Here is a 19,474-nt window from a genome sequence, read left to right on the forward strand (position 1 = left end):
ATCACGCGGCTCCGGTCAGGCCGCGGGCGACGATGACGCGCATGATCTCGTTGGTTCCTTCCAGGATCTGGTGCACCCGCAGGTCGCGGACGGTCTTCTCGATGCCGTACTCGGCCAGGTAGCCGTAGCCGCCGTGGAGTTGGAGCGCGGCGTTGGCCACCTCGAAGCCGGTGTCGGTGGCGTACCGCTTGGCCATCGCGCACAGCTCCGGCGCCCGGGGGTCGCCCCGGTCCAGGGCGGTGGCCGCCCGCCACAGCAGCGAGCGGGCCGCCTCCAGCTCGGTCGCCATGTCGGCGAGCCGGAACTGCAGGGCCTGGGCGTGCAGCAGGCGGGCGCCGAACGCCTCGCGGTCCGCCAGGTAGCCGGTGGCCCGCTCCAGCGCGTCCTGCGCGCCGCCGAGGGAGCAGGCGGCGATGCCGAGCCGCCCGCCGTTCAGGCTGTTCATGGCGATCCGGAAGCCCTCACCCTCGCCGCCGAGCAGCCGGTCGGCGGGCAGCCGGACCGCGTCCAGCAGCACCTGCCGGGTGGGCTGGGCGTTCCAGCCCATCTTCTTCTCGTTCGGCCCGAACGAGACGCCCTCGTCGTCCCGTTCGACGACGAACGCGGAGACGCCCCGGGCGCCCGGCCCGCCGGTGCGCGCCATCACCACGTACACCTGAGCGGTGCCCGCCCCCGAGATGAACTGCTTGACGCCGTCCAGCACCCAGTGGTCCCCCTCCCGGCGGGCCCGGGTGGTCAGCGCAGCGGCGTCCGAGCCGGCGCCCGGCTCGGTCAGGCAGTAGCTGCCGAGGTGTTCGGCCGAGCAGAGCGCGGGCAGCCAGCGGGAGCGCTGGGCCTCGCTGCCGTACCGGTCGATCATCCAGCCGACCATGTTGTGGATGGACAGGTAGGCAGCGATGGACGGGCAGCCGGTCGCCAGCGCCTCGAAGACCAGCACGCCGTCGGCGCGGGTGAGTTCGGATCCTCCGCCGTCTTCGCGGACGTAGACGCCGGCCAGGCCGAGGTCGGCGGCTTTGCGCAGCACGTCCACCGGGAAGTGCTTGGCCTGGTCCCACTCCACCGCGTGCGGCTTCAGGCAGTCGGCCGCGAACTCCCGGACTGCTGCCGCGATGGCGAGTTGATCGTCCGTCAGATCACTGCTGTGCACGGCGTTCACCCCATCGTCGGCATGGTGAAGCTCGCGCCCTCCTTGACCCCGGAGGGCCAGCGCGAGGTGACGGTACGGGTCCGGGTGTAGAAGCGGATCGAGTCCGGTCCGTGCTGGTTGAGGTCGCCGAAGGCGGAGCGCTTCCAGCCGCCGAAGGTGTGGTAGGCGATCGGCACCGGGATCGGCACGTTGACCCCGACCATGCCGGTGTTCACCCGGCGGGCGAAGTCCCGGGCGGTGTCGCCGTCCCGGGTGTAGATGGCCACGCCGTTGCCGAACTCGTGCTCACTGGGCAGCCGCAGCGCCTCCTCGTAGTCGGCGGCGCGGACCACGGTGAGCACCGGGCCGAAGATCTCCTCGCGGTAGATCCGCATCCCCGGGGTGACCCGGTCGAACAGCGAGGCTCCGAGGAAGTAGCCGCCCTCCTCCGGCGATTCGAACTCGCGCCCGTCCACGACGAGTTCGGCACCCTCCCGGACGCCGATGTCCAGATAGTCGCGGACCCGGCCGAGCGCGTCGGCGCCGACCAGCGGGCCGAAGTCCGCCGCCGGGTCGTCCGAGCGCCCGACCTTCAGCGCGGCGATCCGCTCGACCAGCTTGGCCACCAGGGCGTCCGCGGTCTCCTCCCCCACCGGGACGGCGACCGAGATCGCCATGCACCGCTCGCCGGCCGAACCGTACCCGGCGCCGATCAGCGCGTCCGCGGCCTGGTCGAGGTCGGCGTCCGGCATCACGATCAGGTGGTTCTTGGCGCCGCCGAAGCACTGCGCCCGCTTCCCGTTCGCGGCGGCGGTGGCGTACACGTGCTGCGCGATCGGCGTCGATCCGACGAACCCGAGCGCCTGGACGCGCGGGTCCTCCAGCAGGGTGTCCACGGCCTCCTTGCCGCCGTTCACCACATTGAGCACGCCCGGCGGCAGCCCGGCCTCCAGGAACAGCTCGGCCAGCCGCAGCGGCACCGAGGGGCAGCGCTCCGAGGGCTTGAGCACGAAGGCGTTGCCGCAGGCCAGCGCGGGCGCGGCCTTCCAGAGCGGGATCATCGCCGGGAAGTTGAACGGGGTGATGCCGGCGACCACGCCGAGCGGCTGGCGCATCGAGTACACGTCGATGCCGGTGCCGGCGTTGTCGCTGAACTCGCCCTTCAGCAGGTGCGGGATGCCCGCCGCGAACTCGACGACCTCCAGGCCGCGTTGGAGGTCCCCGTGGGCGTCGGCCACGGTCTTGCCGTGCTCGGCGGAGAGCAGCCGGGCGAGGTCCGCCTTCTCCCGCTCCACCAGTTGCAGGAAGCGCAGCAGCACCCGGGCCCGCTTCTGCGGGTTCCAGGCCGCCCACTCGGGCTGGGCCTGCGCCGCGTCGGCGATCACCGCATCGACCTCGGCGCGGTCGGCCAGCGGCACCCGGGCCTGCACCCGGCCGGTGTTGGGGTCGAAGACGTCGCCGTACCGGCCGGACGTCCCGGCGGTGTGCTTGCCGCCGACGAAGTGGGTCAGTTCACGGACCATCGGTTCCTTCTCTCGTCAGGATTCGGGAGAGGAGGAATGGAGCGCACCACCGCGCACAGATCGACACATCGACCGTGCGGGGTGGGTCAGTTGACGAACCGTCAGAAGCAGTGGGCTCCGGCGGTCGGCAGCACGGCAGCGGAGCGGGAACAGCGGCCCGGAGTCATGCGTGTCGTCTCCATCCTCGTGGAAAACACGAACCATCCGCGGCCGGTATCCTGACTCCCGGATCCACGCCCGCCCCCTGGCCTTCCCGGCTGGCTGCCAGTGGCCCTCTGTCGCATGAGGACGGACTCCCCGGTCACAGTGGCGGGACCGTGCCGGACTCACACCGGCTTCCCTGACACCGCGGACCTGCCATCGACCATATAGTTGGACGTCCTAGTAAGTCCAGGGCGACAGCCGGCGAACCTGGCCAGGGTGCGTGAAACGGCGTGAAACGCCGGAATCCCGCGGGCGCCTGGGCACCCACGGGATTCCTCCGTGCTCGTCGTCGGGGGCTCGGACGGCCTCGGACGGCCTCGGACGGCCGAGCCCCGCGGGTCAGGCCTTCTTGACCACGCTGGACTTGAGCTGCATCGCGCCGAAGCCCTCGATGCGGCAGTCGATGTCGTGCCCGTCGACGCCGTCCACCAGGCGGATGTTGCGCACCTTGGTGCCGGCCTTGATGCCGGAGACGCTGCCCTTGACCTTGAGCGCCTTGACCACGGTGACGGTGTCCCCGTCGCTCAGCACATTGCCGACAGCGTCCTTGATCACCCGCTCGCCGACCGGCGCCCCGGCCTGGTCGGCGCCGCCGGGCACCCACTCGTGGGCGCACTCGGGGCAGACCATGAGGGCGTTCATCTCATAGGTGTACTCGCTGGAGCACTGCGGGCACGGGGGAAGGTTGTCGCTCATGAGTTCAGCTTATCCAGGATGTTCGAGGGCGATCTACGGGACGGGTGAGGAGGTCAGCGGGGGTTCCGGCCGACGCCGTGGCCGACGAGGGCCGCCCGGTCGTGCAGGTGGGCCCGGGCGTGGGCGATGGCCTCGGGGGTGGTGGCGAAGACGTGTCCGTCGGCGCGCAGCGGGTCGAGCACGCCGAGGGCGTCCAGCGGGCGCTGGTGCTCGTCGCGGATGCCGGAGACCAGGACGAGGGTGCCGCGCCGCCGGAGTGCGGTGATGGCGTCGCCGAGGACGGTCGCGCCGCTGGCGTCGATCGCGCTGACCCGCGACATCCGCAGGATCGCGACGTCGGCCTCGGCGGCCTCGGTGAATTCGAGCAGGAAGCGGTGCGCGGCCGCGAACAGCAGCGGCCCGTCGATGCGGTAGGCGACGATGTGCTCGGCGAGCAGCGCCCGCTCCTCCGCGTGGTGGTCGGCGGGCGGCAGGTCGGCGCGCAGCGGGACCTGTTCGACTCGGGCCGCCCGGGCCACCGCGGCGAGCGCCAGGACGCCGGAGACCAGCACGCCGATCACCACCGCGGTGACCAGGTCGAAGGCCAGCGTGGCGACGGCCGTCAGGGCCAGGACGGCGGCCTCGCCGCGCCCGGTACGGGCCAGCGCCCGCAGCGATCCGACCTGGACCATCCGGACGGCGGTCGCGATCAGCACCCCGGCCAGCGCCGCCGGCGGGATGCCCGCGACCAGCGGCGCGGCGGCGAAGACGATCACCGCCAGCACCGCCGCGTGCACCAGGGCGGCCAGCCGGGAGGCGGCGCCGGAGCGCACGTTGACGGCGGTCCGGGCGATCGCGCCGGTCGCGGCGACGCCGCCGAACAGCGGGGCGGCCAGGTTGGCCAGGCCCTGGCCGAACAGCTCGCGGTCGCTGTCGTGCCGCTCCGAGGCGCTCATCGCGTCGGCCGCCGTCGCGGACATCAGCGACTCAAGCGCGGCCAGTGCGGCGACGGCGAACGCGGAGGGCAGCAGCGCGGGCACGGCGGAGAGGTCGAGGAAGCCGAGCGAGGGCGCCGGCAGTCCGCTGGGCAGATGGCCGATGGTGGCGACCGGCAGGCCGGCCAGCTGGGCGGTGACGGTCGCGGCGACGACGGCGATCAGCGAGTACGGCAGCGCGGGCCGCAGCCGTACGCCGCCCAGCATCACGGCGGCGACGGCGAGCGCCACCCCGACGGAGGCCCAGTGCGGTGTGGCGGCGAAGTCGCGCACGGCCCGGGCGGCCACCACGGCCGGGTTGTCACCCTCGGGCTTGGGCACCCCGAGCGCGCCGGGCACCTGCTGGAGGGCGATCACCCCGGCGATGCCGAGCGTGAAGCCCTCGATCACGGGCACCGGCACGTACGCCATCCAACGTCCGGCCCGGAGCAGGGCGAGGAGCAGCAGGAGCACTCCGGCCAGCAGGCCCACGGTCAGCACGCCGTCGGTGCCGTAGCGGGCGACGATCGGGACGAGGACGACGGTCATGGCACCGGTCGGCCCGGATACCTGGAGGTCGGAGCCGCCGAACACGGCGGCCAGCGCCCCGGCCACGACGGCGGTGGCCAGTCCGGCCTCGGCGCCCGCCCCGGAGGAGATGCCGAACCCCAGGGCCAGCGGCAGCGCCACGATGGCCACGGTGAGGCCGGCCAGCAGGTCCTTGCGGGGGGAGCGGCCCATGGTGGCGAGGATCGCCCGGGTGGGCAGGACGCCTCGTACCCGTTCGCGCACCGCGGCGGCGGGGCTCATGCCTTGCTCTCCCTCGTCCGACGGCGCTCGGACGCGCCTTCCACCGGTTCAACGGCATGACAGCATGTATGAACTTGAAGAATTTTTCAAATCACTTGTTTCGCATGTGGTGGATCCCGACCGTAGTGACCACGGGGCGGTGGCGGTGCACAGCCTCGGGCCGCAGGAGTGGCGGGTGGCGGGCCGACCGCCGAAGGAGACGGTGCCGCCGGCCAGGTCCTCGCCGGTCACGATGATCCCGGGGCCGCCGCCGACCGGGCCCGCGGGGGTGTTCAGCCGGGAGGCCGCCTTGGCCACCACCCCGTACAGCCGGCGCAGCCCCCTCATCGACCGTTGAGGACACATCAGGACACCAAGGGCGCCTCCTCCGACTCGGTCAGCGTCACCGTGCACAGGCCGCCGCGCTCGGCCCGGACGTCCGTGACCTCCAGCCGCGTGCCCGGCAGCAGGATGAACTCCTCCTCGCCGGTGAACGCCGAGAAGCTCTGGATCCCGGCGGCCCGCCGCGGCCGCACCTCGAAGAGCGTCCGCTTGCCCCGGCTGCCGAGGAAGGACTGCGCCACCCCGAGCTTGGAGGTGCAGGAGGAGACGCCCCACCACGTCACCGTCCTGCCCAGCGGGTACTGCCGCCGCAGGTCCAGCGACACCCCGCGCCACAGCGGTGCCGTCCGGGCGGGCAGCCGCGACACGGCCGCGAACAGCAGCCGCAGGTACGGCAGGTAGGGCACCAGCCGGCCGCGGTCCGGTGAGCGCAGCACCGCGTTGATCTCCCGGTAGAACGCGGACTCGCAGGTGTACAGGTACAGCACGGCGATCTCGTCGGCGGACAGGCCGGCGGCCGCCTCCGTCATCCGCCGCTCGCCGAACTCCTGCGACCGCGACACGTGCCCGCCCAGGCCCCGCAGCAGCTCGGCGACCGGCGCGACCGCCTCCCGGAAGCCCATCAGCGGGGTGTCGAACACGCCGGTGATGGCGGGCAGGACGAGACCCTCGTCCTTCACCCCGGCGAGTCGGTCAAGGTAGAGCTGGTGCAGCTCCATGGTGGAGGCGATGAAGGCGCCCATCCGCTCGGCGACCTCGCCGTCCGCCCCGTCGCCCTGCGCCGACCGCGCGTTCCACCCGGCGCTGGGCAGCCAGTCGACCTCGTCGGCGCCGAGCGAGGCGAGGGCCGCGTTCACCGTGGCGAAGTGCTCGCCGTCGCAGAAGAGGTCCCCCTGGGCCGCCGGGTTGGCGTGGTCGATGTGGCGGACCTCGACCTCGGGGTACTTCTCCTGCAACCGCAGCACCACGTTCTTCAGGTTGCGCGCGTGCGCACCCCACCACGCGAACACCACGAAGCGGTCCTCCTCGGCGGCCTGCTGCTTGGCCCGCAGGATCTCCTCCACGATCCGCTCGGCCACCGGCCGCCAGAAGCCGGTGTGCTGGTCGGGCCCCATCGCGCCGTCGCTGCTCGCGGTCAGCGCGGCGTTCAGCAGCAGCACGCCCTGGGTGAGCATCGCCTGGAACCACTCCGGCGGCTGGACCGTGTCCTCCTTCTTCAGCAGCGCCCGTATGTCGGCGATCGGCGTCTTCTTGGGGATGCCGTACTTCCACATCGCCGCGGCCTTGATCAGGCAGCGGATGCTGATCACCCGGCCGAACTGGCTGTCCTTCCAGTCATGGAAGGTGTTGTCGAACATCGCGATGCCGGTGGCGCTCTCCGGCCGCGGGTACGGGTTCTGGCCGAAGACCACGACCTTCCACTTGTGCGGCGCGTGCGGCTTGAGCGCCTGGAAGGTCAGTTCGCGGACCGGGACGACCTCCGGGCCGCGGGCGGGGCCGATGAACGAGGCCGCGCCGGGCTGCGCCTCGATGACCGGCTTCAGCAGCGGCAGCCACGGCTCGCCGCCGCCCGTGAAGAGCTCCGCGAGGGCCAGCGGGTCGCTCGGGTCGTGCTGGGTGGCGGGGGTGTCGACAGCGTTCATGGTGGTGCGACTCCGGCTGGTCGGGACCGTACGAATGACAGACGAACGGCAGGTGATGGACCGTCAGCTTCCCTGGCGGACACCACAGTCCTACCAGTGGGGTCCGACAATCCCGGCCGCGCCGACCGGCGCCGGACCGGGGCGGACACGACCGGACGGATTGTCAGTGCCGTGCGCTAGCTTCGTCGGCGTCATCAAGGAACCGGCCCGACGGGCCCACCCGACCGACAGGAGCCCAGCATGACCACGGACCGCACCCAGTCGCCGCTCACGGTGGTGCTGACCGACCTCAACGCCACGGTCGTGGAGTCCTGGCGGGCCGCCTTCGCCGACACCCCCGGCGTCGAGGTCCGGCACGCCTCCCTGCTCACCGCGAAGGTCGACGCCTGGGTCAGCCCCACCAACGCCAAGGGCCGGATGGACGGCGGGACGGACGCGGCGATCAAGCGCCACCTGGGCGCGGGCATCCAGCTGCGGGTGCAGAGGGCGATCCGCGAGCGGCACGCCGGCAGCCTCCCGATCGGCAGCGCGGTCTGCGTCCCGTCCGGCGCCGTCAACCCCAGGTTCCTGATCTCGGCCCCGACCATGCAGACGTCCTCGCAGGACGTCAGCGAGACGTTGAACGTGGCCCTGGCCTGCGCCGCCGCCTTCCAGGCCGTCCACCGGCAGAACCGCCTGGAGCCGGGCAGCATCCGCTCGGTCGCGCTGGTCGGCATGGGTGCCCGGACCGGCCGGGTCCCGGCCCGGGTGTGCGCCAACCTGATGTGGTCGGGGTACACCCTGTTCACCGACCACCACTTCGAGGACGACGACGACCTGCGCGCCACCGTCCTCGCCCAGCTGGACGACCTGGAGCAGGCGCCCGCCACCGAGCGGGTCCGGATAACGCCGCCCACCCGCCGCGGTGCGCCGACCGGGCGGGCCTGACCCGCCCCGGAGCGGCCGGCCCGCCGAGTCCGGAGCCGCCCCGCCTCAGCCTCGCGAAAGCACTCAGCCCGCCGTGAGCGCGAGGCGGATCCAGCGCTCGGACTCGGCGGCCGCCACCCCCACATCGAAGGCCGCCGGCGCGGCCGCCGCCTGCACCACCAGCCCCTTGAGCAGCCCGACGAAGGCCAGTGCGAACGCCGCCGGCTCCACGCCGGGGCGCAGCTCCCCGTCCCGCTGCCCCTGGGCGACCACCTCGGCCGTCCACTCCCGGGTCCGAGCGTCCAACTCCGCCACCGCGACGGTCAGTTCCGAGGCCCCGGCGAGCGCCTCGGCGCCCAGCACCACGAAGGCCCGGCCCAGATCGGTCGGGTTGCGCACCCCCTCCAGACACCCGCGCGCGAAGCCGCACAGCTCGTCCACCGCACCCGCCCCGCTGCGCTCCGGCGCGGCCGCCGCCATCGCCTCGGCCAGCGCCGCCTCCTGGAGCCGGGCCAGCAGCGCGGCCTTCGAGCCGAAGTAGTGGGTGGCCAGGCCCCGGCTGAAGCCCGCCTCCTCCCCGACCCTGGCGAGCGTGACCCCGGTGCTGCCGTGCTCGGCGATCAGCCGGGCGGCGGCGGCGAGCAGCGCGGACTCGGCCCGGGCCCGCCGTTCGGCCTGGGTCCGGCGCGCCGGCGCCTCCCGGAGCGTCCCGGCGCCATCGGCCCGGAACTCATCGTGCGTAGACATAACACCATGCTAGTGTCGAACTTGCTTGTTGGATAACAAGTAACTTCCGGAGTGGCGGGCCCTCCCCCGATCCGCCGCCCCCGCGAGAAGGGAAGTACCGATGACCGCCACGATGCTCGCCGGCCGGCTCGACGTCGCGAAGGGCTCTTTCGCCGTCGAGGAGGTCCCCGTCCCGGTGCCCGGCCCGGGCGAGGTGCTGATCAAGGTCGAGGCCGCCGGCGTCTGTCTCTCGGACGTCCACCTGATCGAGGGCATGCTCAAGCCGCTCTATCTCAAGGGCGACAAGGTCACCCTCGGCCACGAGGTCGCGGGCACCGTGCACACCCTCGGCGAGGGCGTGACCACCGCGGCCGTCGGCGACCGGGTGCTGCTCCAGGCCGGCGAGACCCGCGACGGCGTCGTCCACACCCGCGGCGTGGACTACGACGGCGGCTGGGCCGAGTACGCGCTCGCGACCGCCACCACCCTGGTGCCGATCCCGGACGAGCTCCCCTTCGAGCAGGCCTGCTTCATCCCCGACGCGGTCTCCACCCCCTGGGCCGCCATCACCGCCACCGGCGCCGTGCGCCCGGCCGAGGCGGTCGGCGTCTGGGGCGTCGGCGGCCTCGGCGCCCACGGCGTGCAGCTGCTGCGGGCGGTCGGCGCCTTCCCGATCGTCGCCGTCGACCCGCTGCCGGCCGCCCGCGAGCGCGCCCTGGCCTTCGGCGCCGACGCCGCCCTCGACCCGACCGACCCCGCCTTCGCCAAGCGGCTGCGCGAGGCCACCGGCGGCCGCCCGCTGTCCGTCGCCTTCGACTTCGCCGGCGTCGCCCCGGTCCGCGAGCAGGCCATGGCCACCCTCGGCAAGGGCGGCCGCCTGGTCCTGGTCGGCCTGACCGACAAGCCGCTGACCGTCACCAACGGCACCCGGGTCAGCTACCTGCGCCAGGAGATCCGCGGCCACTACGGCTCCGAGGGCGAGGACGTCGTCGACCTGGTCAACCTGGTCCGCGGCGGCCGCCTGGACTTCTCCCGCTCGGTGAGCGGCACCTTCCCGCTCGCCGAGGCCGCCCGCGCGGTCCAGGCGCTGGAGCACAAGGAGGGCAACCCCATCCGCCTGGTGCTCAAGCCCTGACCCACGGCCCCACCGACCCGGCGCCGCACCTCCCGGACTGAGCCCGGCAGGTGCGGCGCCGCGCTGCCCCGCGCCATTCCGCCTCGGAGACGCGCAGCACCGGCCCCGCCGCCACCACCCCACCGGCACCAGCCCAGAACCACCGCCCGGCGCCCTCAACTCCGCGCTGCCGTACGGGAAATGGCATGCACGCCACTAGCCATCCGTCCGCCGGGCCCCTACCGTCGACTCTCCGCGACTTCGACGGAGGAGTCCGCCTTGCGTCCACGCCAGCGCCCCCGCCCCCGCTCCCTCCGACTCCCGGCCGCCGCCCTCGCCTCGGCCCTGCTCGTCACCGCCGCCCTCGCCACCCCCGCCGCCACCGCCGCGCCCGCCGCGCCGGCGACGGCCGCCGCCGACTACTGCGGCGGCGGCTGCGCCGACATCCTGCCGCCGGGCGAGAACGGCAACGCCACCCTCGCCGAGATCCTGCTCAACCGGGCCTTCGGCACCCGCCCCGCGCACACCGACGACCAGCTCGGCCCGTACGCCGCCCTCGCCTCCGGCTACCCCGGCCTGACCGAGGCCAAGCTGCGCGACTTCTTCAACGACGCCTCCTTCGGCGTCCCCGCCGACCAGGTCGCCAGCAGCACCAGCCCGCGCGCGGACGTCACCATCGTGCGCGACAAGGCCACCGGCGTCCCGCACATCACCGGCACCACCCGCTACGGCACCGAGTTCGGCGCGGGCTACGCCGCCGCCCAGGACCGGCTCTGGGTGATGGACCTCTTCCGGCACGTCGGCCGCGGCCAGCTGTCCGGCTTCGCGGGCGGCGCCGCCGCCAACCGCCGGCTGGAGCAGACCTTCTGGCAGGCCGCGCCGTACACCGAGACGGAGCTGCAACAGCAGATCGACGCCATCGCCGCCCGCGGCGGCCGGGCCGCCCAGGCACTCGCCGACGCCGGCGCCTACCTCGACGGCATCAACCAGTACGCCAAGGAGTCCTACAACGCCCGTACCTTCCCCGGCGAGTACGACCTGACCGGGCACATCGACCCGATCACCAACGCCGGCTCGATCGAGCCGTTCAAGCTGACCGACCTGGTCGCCCTCGCCTCCGTGGTCGGCGCGCTGTTCGGCTCCGGCGGCGGAGGCGAACTGGCCTCCGCCCAGGTCAAGTCGGCCGCCGAGGCCCGGTACGGCAAGGACACCGGGGACGCGGTCTGGAAGTCGCTGCGCGAGGCGGACGACCCGGAGGCCGTCCAGACCCTGCACGACGGGCAGAGCTTCCCGTACGCCACCGTCCCCGACCACCCGCAGGGCGAGGCCCTGCCCGACCCCGGCTCGGTGCGGCCCGAACGGGTGATCTACGACGCCACCGGCTCGGCCGACTCCGCGATCACCGCCGCACCCGGTGTCCTCCCCGGCAACCTGCTGAGCGCCAAGCACGGCATGTCCAACGCCCTGCTGGTCTCCGGCGCGCACACCGACGACGGCCACCCGGTGGCCGTGTTCGGCCCGCAGACCGGCTACTTCGCCCCGCAGCTGCTGATGCTGGAGGAGATCCAGGGCCCCGGGATCAGCGCCCGCGGCGCCGCCTTCGCCGGCCTGAGCTTCTACGTACAGCTCGGCCGCGGCCAGGACTACGCCTGGAGCGCCACCTCCGCCGGGCAGGACGTCACCGACACCTACGCCGTCCCGCTCTGCACCACCGACGGCTCCCCGGTGACCACCGCCGCCAACTCCTACCTCTGGCACGGCCAGTGCCTGCCCTTCGACCGGCTGGAACGCAAGAACGCCTGGAGCCCCACCACCGCCGACTCCACCCCGGCGGGCTCCTACACCCTGGTGATGTACCGCTCGAAGTACGGCCTGGTGACGGCCCGCGGTACGGTCGGCGGCTCCCCCGTGGCCTTCACCTCGCTGCGTTCCACCTACCGCCACGAGGCCGAATCCATCATCGGGTTCCAGGAGTTGAACGACCCGGGCGCGGTGCACGACGCGGCGGGCTTCCAACAGGCGGCGCAGGACATCAACTACACCTTCAACTGGTTCTACGCCGACTCGCGCGACATCGCGTACTACAACTCCGGCAGCAACCCGGTCCGCGCCCCCGGGGTGGACGCCGGGCTTCCGGTCCTGGCCCAACCCGCCTACGAGTGGGCCGACTTCGACCCCACCGCCAACACCGCCCGGTACACCCCGGCGGCCCGGCACCCACAGTCCGTCAACCAGGACTACTACATCTCCTGGAACAACAAGCAGGCGAACGGCTACACCTCGGCCGGCTTCGGCAACGGCTCGGTGCACCGCGGCAATCTGCTGGACGACCGGGTCAAGTCCCTGCTCCGCAACGGCGGGAAGGCGAGCCGGGTCTCGCTCACCCAGGCGATGGAGAGCGCCGCCCTGGCCGACCTGCGGGCCGAGGACGTGCTGCCCGACCTGATCCGGGTACTGCGCGGCGCGCCCGTGACCGACCAGGTCACCCTCACCGCCCTCCAGCAGCTGGAGGCCTGGCTGGCCAACGGCGCTCAGCGGAAGGAGAGTTCACCGGGAAGCCACGGTTACGCGGACGCCACCGCGATCCGGGTGATGGACGCCTGGTGGCCGCTGGTCGCCGACGGCGTCATGCGGCCGGGCCTCGGCGACCCGCTGTTCGGCGCGCTGACCGGTGCCCTCCAGATCAACGAGTCCCCCTCGGGTGGCCAGACCGGAGCCGCCACCGGCCCGGCGAGCGCCAACGAGGCCATCCCGCACAAGGGTTCGGCCTTCCAGTACGGCTGGTGGAGCTACCTGGACAAGGACCTGCGCGCCGTCCTGGGCGACCAGGTGGCCGGCCCGCTGGCCCGCCCGCTCTGCGGCGGGGGCGACCTCACGGCCTGCCGGACCGTCCTGCTCGACACCCTGAAGCAGGCCGCCGCCCAGACCCCCGCCCAGGTCTACCCGGGCGACGCCGACTGCGCGGCCGGCGACCAGTGGTGCGCCGACACGATCATCCAGCGCCCGCTGGGCGGGGTGACCGACGCCAAGACCACCTGGCAGAACCGGCCGACCTACCAGCAGGTGGTGCGGTTCCCCGGCCACCGCTGAACCGAGCCGCCCCTGAACCGAGCCGCCGCTGCGCCGAGCCGCCGGGCCCCACCCCACGGGGCCCGGCGGCCACCCGCCCCGGCCGCCCATCCCGCCCAACCCGGCGCGCGGCCCGTCACGACTCCCCCTAGCGTGGTCCGGGGACCGCCCGACCACCTCCGGCCGAGGTTCCGAACCACCGAGACCAGAGACCAGCCATACAGGAGGCACGCCGCCCATGACCGCCAACCTCGCCGAGCTCACCGGCGACTACGCCCTCGATCCCACCCACACCCGGATCGGCTTCGTCGCCCGCCACGCCATGGTGACCAAGGTCCGCGGCGCGTTCCACCGCTTCGAGGGCACCGCCCACCTGGACGGCAACGACCCGTCCCGCTCCACCGCCCAGGTGGTGATCAAGGCCGACAGCATCGACACCGGCGTGGAGCAGCGCGACCAGCACCTGCGCACCAACGACTTCCTGGACGCGCCGAACTTCCCCGACATCACCTTCCGCACCACCGCGATCGAGGCGCGCTCCGGCAGCGAGTACCGGGTCACCGGCGACCTCACCATCAAGGACACCACCCGCCCGGTCACCATCGACTTCGACTACACCGGCAACGCCGTCGACCCGTACGGCAACCTGCGGGTCGGCCTGGAGGGCTCGGTCACCATCAGCCGCAAGGACTACGGCGTGACCTGGAACGCGGCCCTGGAGGGCGGCGGCGTCCTGGTCGGCGACAAGGTCACCCTGGAGTTCGACATCTCCGCGATCCGCCAGTAGCAGATGTCCGGCCGGTGACATCGATCCGGCCCGCCTGGCGCGAAACCCGGAAACCTCCGCGCCCCCCGGCTAGTCTCCCGGACATGCCGACAGAAGACTCCCTCGCGACCGGCCAACGCTCCCTCGGCGACCCTGCCCTCCACTACCCGCTCTGGCCCCCGCTCACCGCCGGCTGCCCCCGCACCGGCTCCGAGGACGTCTCCTACCCCGTCGAGGTCGACTACGCCTACGCCAAGGCCGAGCCGGCCGCCCTGTTCACCCCGGCCCCGACGCGCACCGGCCTGGAGCGCTGGGCCCCGCTGCTGCCGCCGCTGCTCGCCCCCGGCCTGGGCGAGGGCGCCACCCCGCTGGTGGAGATCGAGCCCGGGGTGTACGTCAAGGACGAGTCCCGCAACCCCACCTGGAGCCACAAGGACCGGCTGAACCGCTGCACCACCAGCGCCGCCGTGGGCGTCGGCGCCCCCGGCCTGGCGGTCGCCTCCTCCGGCAACCACGGCGCCTCGGCCGCCGCCTACGCGGCCCGCGCCGGGCTGCGCTGCGTGGTGTTCACCGGCCCGGACACACCGCCGAACGTCGACGCCTTCCTCAACGCCTACGGCGCGGTGGTGCTCCCGGTGCCATGGGAGGCCCGCTGGCCACTGCTGCGCCAGGTGGTCGACCGGCTGGGCCTGCACCCGGTCAGCAACCTGACCGCCACCCACACCGGTCACGCGTACGGCCCCGAGGGATACAAGACCGTCGCCTACGAGATCTTCCAGGACGTCGGCCTGCCGAGCGCGGTGTTCGTCCCGACCGGCTACGGAGAGCTGCTGTTCGGTGTCTGGAAGGGCTTCTCCGAGCTGCGCCGGCTGGGCCTGACCGACCGGGTGCCGCGCGTCCACTCCTGCGAGTCGGCCGCCTCCGGCCCGCTCGCCCGGGCCGTCGCCGAGGGCCTCCCGACCGCCCGGGTGGCGGTCGGCCCGAGCGACGCCTACTCGATCAACTCCCCGGTGAGCGGCTACCGCGGCGTGCTCGCGGTCCGCGAGAGCGGCGGCCGGGCGCTGACCGTCACCGACGCCCAACTCTCCGACGCCCAAGGGGAGCTGGCCCGCGCCGGACTCTGGGTGGAGCTGTCCTCCGCGGCCGGCCTGGCCGGTCTGCGTAGCCTCGGCGACGGCCTGCCGGACCTCTCCGAGGGCCCGGTGGTCTGTGTGTCGACCTCCAGCGGCTTCAAGGACAAGGGCGTCGGCACCCGCCGCACCGAGCCGGTGGCCCCCGACTGGGAGGCGGTCAGCCGCCGCCTGCGCGCGGCCGGGATCACCGGCTGAGCCGATCGTAGGCCTGCTGTTCGCCGGCCCGCCCCTCCTCGTAGGGCCGTCGTAGGGCCGGTGTTCGCCGAGCGCCAGCAGGCTGACACACCTCCGTCAACTCCCCCACGCCGAAGGGTAGCCACCGTGCCGCGTTCCCTCCGCCGCCTCCTCCCGCTGACCGTCGCCGTCGCGGCGGTGCCCGTGCTCGCCCTGCCCGCCGTCCCGGCCGGCGCGGTCACGTACGGCACCCCGACGATCACCTTCTCGGCCGGCTACCTGTCCGGCGCGGTCGGCGCCACCGGCGACCCGACGGTGACCGTCTCGGTCGCCCAATCCGGCGCCGACGCCTCGGCGTTGACCGTCGCCGCCTCCGCCACCACCCGCAGCGCCGTGGCCCGCACCGGCGACGTCACGGTGAGCGGCACCGGCGGCAGCCGCACCCTGGCGGTCGCCGCCCAGGGCGTCGGCTACGCCGACCTCACCATCAAGGTCACCGGCCTCGGCGGCAAGAGCGCCACCCGCACCCTGCACTACGCCGCCTCACCCGCTGTCCAGTACTCCGCCACCAGCCGCTACCTGACCGGCTCCAGTGACGCCTCGGCCGCCGTGGACGCCGGTGGCGGCTACCTGGTGGTCGGCGACGACGAGTCCAACACCCTGCGCCTGTACGACCGCGACAACTCCGGTGCGCCGGTCCGCACCTGGGACTTCAGCTCGGCCCTCGGCGTCTCCAAGGAGATCGACATCGAGGCCGCCACCCGGGTCGGCAACACCATCTACTGGACGGGCTCGCTGGGCAACAACAAGGACGGCGCGATCAAGCCCGACCGGCACACCGTCTTCGCCACCACCATCACCGGCTCCGGCGCCGACACCCAGCTGTCCCTGGCCGGTTCGTACCACGGCCTGCGCGACGACCTGATCACCTGGGACAACGCCCACGGCAAGCGCTACGGCTTCGCGGCCGGCGCCGCCGACGGCCAGGCGCCCAAGCAGATCGACGGATTCAACGTCGAGGGCCTGGAGTTCGCCCCCGGCAGTACCGGCACCGCGTACATCGGCTTCCGCGCGCCGCTCACCCCGGCCGTCACCGGCGGCCGCGCGCTGCTCGTGCCGGTCACCAACTTCTCGTCGCTGCTGAACGGTTCGGCCGCGCACGCCACCTTCGGCGACCCGATCGAGCTGGACCTCGGCGGCCTGTCCGTCCGCGACATCCGCCGCAACGACCTCGGCCAGTACCTGATCGTGGCCGGCTCCTGGGCCGCCGAGGACAACTCCGCCCCGTACGCGCTCTACCGCTGGGACGGCCGGCCCGGCTCCCGGCCGACCAAGCTGATCGACCTGCCGACCAGCGACTACGGCGCCTGGGAGGCCATCGCGGACGTCCCGGACCTGGACGCCCCCGGCGCCCGGGTCCAGCTGATCACCGACGACGGCTCCGCGGACCTCTACAACGACGCCACCGCCGCCAAGGACCTCACCCACCCCGAGTGGAAGAAGTCCCGCAGCACCTGGTTCACCCTCAACTGACACGGCCAAGGCCCTTCGGCGACCACGCCGAAGGGCCCCCGCCAGTGGATCAGAGCTCGACCAGCACCTTCCCCCGGCTCGCCGAACGGTCCAGGTAGAGGCCGCGATAGGCCTCCGGAATGCTGTCGAAGCCGTGGTGCACCGTCTGCCGGTGCTTCAACTCCCCACTGCGGACCAGCGGCCCGAGGTCCCGCCGCAGCGCGGCCCAGTTCTCCTCGACGAACCACTCCAGCGAGAAGATGCCGCGGATCGTGGTGCGCGGGAACATGATCATCGGCAGCAGCCGCGGCCCCGCCCACTCACCGCCGACCTGGCTCCCCCACTGCCAGCAGACGGCCACCTTGCTGTCCACCGCGAGCATGCCGAACACCACGTCCGTCAACGACCCGCCCAGGCTGTCGAAGTAGCGGTCGATGCCCTCCGGCGCCAACTCGGCCAGCTCCCTCCGCAGTTGATCCGGCGCGTCACCGTCGCGGTACACCAGCACCGCGTCGTAGCCCAGCTGCCGCAGCCATTCGACCTTCTCCGGTGTCGCCGTGGTGCCGATCACCCGTGCGCCCCGCCGCTTGGCCAGCTGCCCGACCAGCGAACCGACCGACCCGGAGGCCCCGCTGACCAGCACCGTCTGGCCGGGCCGCACGTCCAGGAACTTCTCCATCGTGCCCCAGGCCGTCATCCCGGGCCCGCCCAGGATGCCGAGCGCGGTGGACAGCGGCAGCGCCTCGTCGTAGTCGGCCGGGTCCAGCCGGCGGAAGGCCGGGAAGACCATCGGGAAGGTGCCGGTCTGCCAGAGCCTGGGCTCGCCGTTGCTGATCAGGTGGGTGCGCCAGCCGCCGAAGCCCTGCACCAGGTCGCCGGGCGCGAAGCGCGCCTCCGGCCCGGCCTCCAGCACCTCCATGATCGAGTCCGCGCCCATGTGGTCGCCGATCGGCGTGTCCAGCGCGATGCCCTGGAGGTACGGGTCCACCGAGACGTACCGGGTGCGCAGCAGCATCTCGTCCGCGGCGAGCCGGACGTCCAACTCCTCCACGACCTTCCGGTACACCCGCTCGATGTCCGGCACGCCGTCCTTGTGCTCCTGGACGACCCACTTCTCGGCTTTCACGACGTGACTCCAAACTGGCGGTCGGCGGGGCCGACTCGATCGATGAGCAGGGTGGGCGGCGGCGCGCTGTCGTCGACTTCCGCGGTGAAGGGCTTGCCGTCGTCCCGGCAGATGAACTGGACGACGTGCCGGCCGGCCGCCGCCGCGCGGATCAGCCCGCCGGTGGTCGCCCAGACCCCGGAGAGATAGAAGTTCGCCAGGCCGGGCAGCCCCGGGCCGTTGCGTTTGATCTCCTCCTCCAGCGTCTCGCCGCTCTCCACGAACGGCTGCCAACCCAGCACGCTGCCGTCGTAGTTGCCGGTGTACCGGACCTGGGTGAGCGGGGTGGAGACGTCCTTGACCGACACCGCGTCCCGCAGCCCGGGGTGGTGGCCGTCCAGGAATTCGACGATGGTGTCGCGCACCCGGCGCTTCTCCCGCTGGTACTCCCGCCCCCGGCCGACCGGCAGGGTGTGCAGCTCCTCGCCGCGCCGCATCCGGGCCGACTGCTCCGGTCCGGTGCTCAACTCCCGCCAGGGCGCGATGTCGCAGAAGTAGCTGGCGTACACCACGGTGGTGTCGGCGGGCGACAGCTCCGGGTAGTGACGGCTGCGGAACTGGACGTTGATGCTCGGGTGCCGGATGCCGGTGAGCCGCGCGGCGACTTCGTCCTCCAGCAGATAGGTGGTGCACGGGTCCCCCGCCGGGAAGGGCCGGCGCAGGCCGAGGAAGACGGTCACATAGCCGGGGAAGACCATGCCCGGCTCGGTGATGGTCTGGGTGTACAGCCGACGGTAGGTGTCGCTCAGGTAGCGGCCCTTGAGCAGGTCCATCATGGTGGTCCGGCCGTCACAGGCGGCCACCACGATGTCGGCCCGCACCTCCTGGCCGTCGCTCAGCCGCACCCCCACCGCCCGGTCGTCCTCGACCAGGATCTCGCTCACCTTGGTGTTGTAGCTGATCTCGCCGCCCAGCCGCAGGTAGCGCTGCTCGATCGACTGGGCCAGCCCCAGCGAGCCACCCTCCGGCACCCCGGCCGACTGACCGGCGTGGCAGGCGAGTTGGAAGTAGTTGGGCAGCACCGGGAAGTTGGGGTGCTTCTCGTACAGGATGAAGTTGAACGCCTCGCGCAGCAGCGGGCTCCTGAACCGCGCCGAGTAGTCGCTCATCAGCACCGTGATCGAGCGCCGGATCACGTTGAAGTACGGCAGGAAGGAGGCGAGCATCCGCATCCGCTCCCACCGGCCCATCAGCCCGACCGGCTTGAGAAACGGGTAACGGGCCAGCGCCAGGCGGAACTTGCGCAGTCCGGAGCAGAACTGCCGGATCTGCCGGGCGTCCTCCGGGGCGAGGTCCAGCAGGTGGGCCTCCAGCCGGTCCGGGTCGGAGTAGAAGTAGACCGCCCGCCCGTCCCGGGCGCGCACCACGTTGAAGACGTCGAAATTGCGCATCCGCTTGCCTTGCAGCGCGCCGAGTTCGAGCCAGATCTGGTGCATCTCGTTGCCCGGCCCGCTGCCGAGCAGCCAGCTGATGCAGCAGTCGAAGGTGAACTCGCCGCGGTCCCAGCCGGTGCAGCAGCCGCCGGGGATCTCGTGCATCTCCAGGATCCGGGTGCGGTAGCCGTTCATCTGCGCGAAGCAGCCGGTGGACAGGCCGCCCAGTCCTCCGCCGATGATGAGCATGCTCTGCCGGG

General features: G+C 72.8%; 14 protein-coding genes and 1 riboswitch. Of the genes, 6 read left to right on the forward strand and 8 right to left on the reverse strand.

Annotated features, from left to right (window positions below; genetic code table 11):
* Nucleotide 1: 1 nt before the first annotated feature.
* From QWJ13_RS00345 to QWJ13_RS00365, 5 genes are all read right to left on the reverse strand, one after another.
* Nucleotides 2–1,147: an acyl-CoA dehydrogenase family protein gene (locus QWJ13_RS00345; RefSeq protein ID WP_432277399.1), complete on the reverse strand. Its 1,146-nt coding sequence runs from the start codon at nucleotides 1,145–1,147 to the stop codon at nucleotides 2–4.
* Between the two features lie 5 nt (nucleotides 1,148–1,152).
* Nucleotides 1,153–2,649 (reverse strand): CoA-acylating methylmalonate-semialdehyde dehydrogenase, encoded by a 1,497-nt coding sequence (locus QWJ13_RS00350; RefSeq protein ID WP_316519741.1) that lies wholly within the window; start codon nucleotides 2,647–2,649, stop codon nucleotides 1,153–1,155.
* Between the two features lie 191 nt (nucleotides 2,650–2,840).
* Nucleotides 2,841–3,015, reverse strand: a riboswitch (cobalamin riboswitch).
* 177 nt (nucleotides 3,016–3,192) lie between these two features.
* Nucleotides 3,193–3,549 (reverse strand): zinc ribbon domain-containing protein YjdM, encoded by a 357-nt coding sequence (locus tag QWJ13_RS00355; protein WP_316519743.1) that lies wholly within the window; start codon nucleotides 3,547–3,549, stop codon nucleotides 3,193–3,195.
* A 53-nt stretch (nucleotides 3,550–3,602) separates the two neighbouring features.
* Nucleotides 3,603–5,312, reverse strand: a complete 1,710-nt coding sequence (locus QWJ13_RS00360; protein ID WP_316519744.1) for a SulP family inorganic anion transporter — start codon at nucleotides 5,310–5,312, stop codon at nucleotides 3,603–3,605.
* Between the two features lie 344 nt (nucleotides 5,313–5,656).
* Nucleotides 5,657–7,276, reverse strand: a complete 1,620-nt coding sequence (locus tag QWJ13_RS00365) for an ADP-ribosyltransferase domain-containing protein (protein ID WP_316519746.1) — start codon at nucleotides 7,274–7,276, stop codon at nucleotides 5,657–5,659.
* Between the two features lie 240 nt (nucleotides 7,277–7,516).
* On the opposite strand from QWJ13_RS00365, the gene QWJ13_RS00370 reads away from it, so the two are divergent.
* Nucleotides 7,517–8,203, forward strand: coding sequence for a macro domain-containing protein (locus tag QWJ13_RS00370; protein ID WP_316519748.1), 687 nt, complete (start codon nucleotides 7,517–7,519; stop codon nucleotides 8,201–8,203).
* Nucleotides 8,204–8,266: 63 nt separating this feature from the next.
* On the opposite strand, the gene QWJ13_RS00375 is transcribed toward QWJ13_RS00370, so the two are convergent.
* A complete protein-coding gene (locus tag QWJ13_RS00375) occupies nucleotides 8,267–8,929 on the reverse strand; it encodes a TetR/AcrR family transcriptional regulator (RefSeq protein WP_316519750.1) in 663 nt (220 codons plus the stop codon).
* Nucleotides 8,930–9,029: 100 nt separating this feature from the next.
* On the opposite strand from QWJ13_RS00375, the gene QWJ13_RS00380 reads away from it, so the two are divergent.
* The 5 genes from QWJ13_RS00380 (at nucleotide 9,030) to QWJ13_RS00400 (ending at nucleotide 16,697) form a co-directional block, all read left to right on the forward strand.
* A complete protein-coding gene (locus QWJ13_RS00380; RefSeq protein WP_316519751.1) occupies nucleotides 9,030–10,043 on the forward strand; it encodes a zinc-binding dehydrogenase in 1,014 nt (337 codons plus the stop codon).
* 180 nt (nucleotides 10,044–10,223) lie between these two features.
* Nucleotides 10,224–13,112 carry a penicillin acylase family protein gene (locus QWJ13_RS00385; RefSeq protein ID WP_316519752.1) on the forward strand — a complete coding sequence of 963 codons (2,889 nt, stop codon included), beginning with the start codon at nucleotides 10,224–10,226 and terminating at the stop codon, nucleotides 13,110–13,112.
* A gap of 217 nt (nucleotides 13,113–13,329) precedes the next feature.
* On the forward strand, nucleotides 13,330–13,878 hold the full coding sequence (locus tag QWJ13_RS00390) for a YceI family protein (protein ID WP_316519753.1): 549 nt from the start codon (nucleotides 13,330–13,332) through the stop codon (nucleotides 13,876–13,878).
* 83 nt (nucleotides 13,879–13,961) lie between these two features.
* Nucleotides 13,962–15,185, forward strand: coding sequence for a threonine synthase (locus QWJ13_RS00395; protein ID WP_316519754.1), 1,224 nt, complete (start codon nucleotides 13,962–13,964; stop codon nucleotides 15,183–15,185).
* Between the two features lie 126 nt (nucleotides 15,186–15,311).
* Nucleotides 15,312–16,697 carry a hypothetical protein gene (locus QWJ13_RS00400; protein ID WP_316519755.1) on the forward strand — a complete coding sequence of 462 codons (1,386 nt, stop codon included), beginning with the start codon at nucleotides 15,312–15,314 and terminating at the stop codon, nucleotides 16,695–16,697.
* A 49-nt stretch (nucleotides 16,698–16,746) separates the two neighbouring features.
* Here the strand turns inward: QWJ13_RS00400 and QWJ13_RS00405 are convergent, their stop codons facing one another.
* Nucleotides 16,747–17,802, reverse strand: a complete 1,056-nt coding sequence (locus QWJ13_RS00405) for an MDR family NADP-dependent oxidoreductase (protein WP_316519756.1) — start codon at nucleotides 17,800–17,802, stop codon at nucleotides 16,747–16,749.
* Nucleotides 17,799–19,463: a phytoene desaturase family protein gene (locus tag QWJ13_RS00410; protein WP_316521571.1), complete on the reverse strand. Its 1,665-nt coding sequence runs from the start codon at nucleotides 19,461–19,463 to the stop codon at nucleotides 17,799–17,801. Before QWJ13_RS00410 ends, QWJ13_RS00405 begins: the two co-directional genes overlap by 4 nt.
* Nucleotides 19,464–19,474: the final 11 nt, after the last annotated feature.

The sequence above is a fragment of the Kitasatospora brasiliensis genome, assembly GCF_032654805.1.
Classification (GTDB): domain Bacteria; phylum Actinomycetota; class Actinomycetes; order Streptomycetales; family Streptomycetaceae; genus Kitasatospora; species Kitasatospora brasiliensis.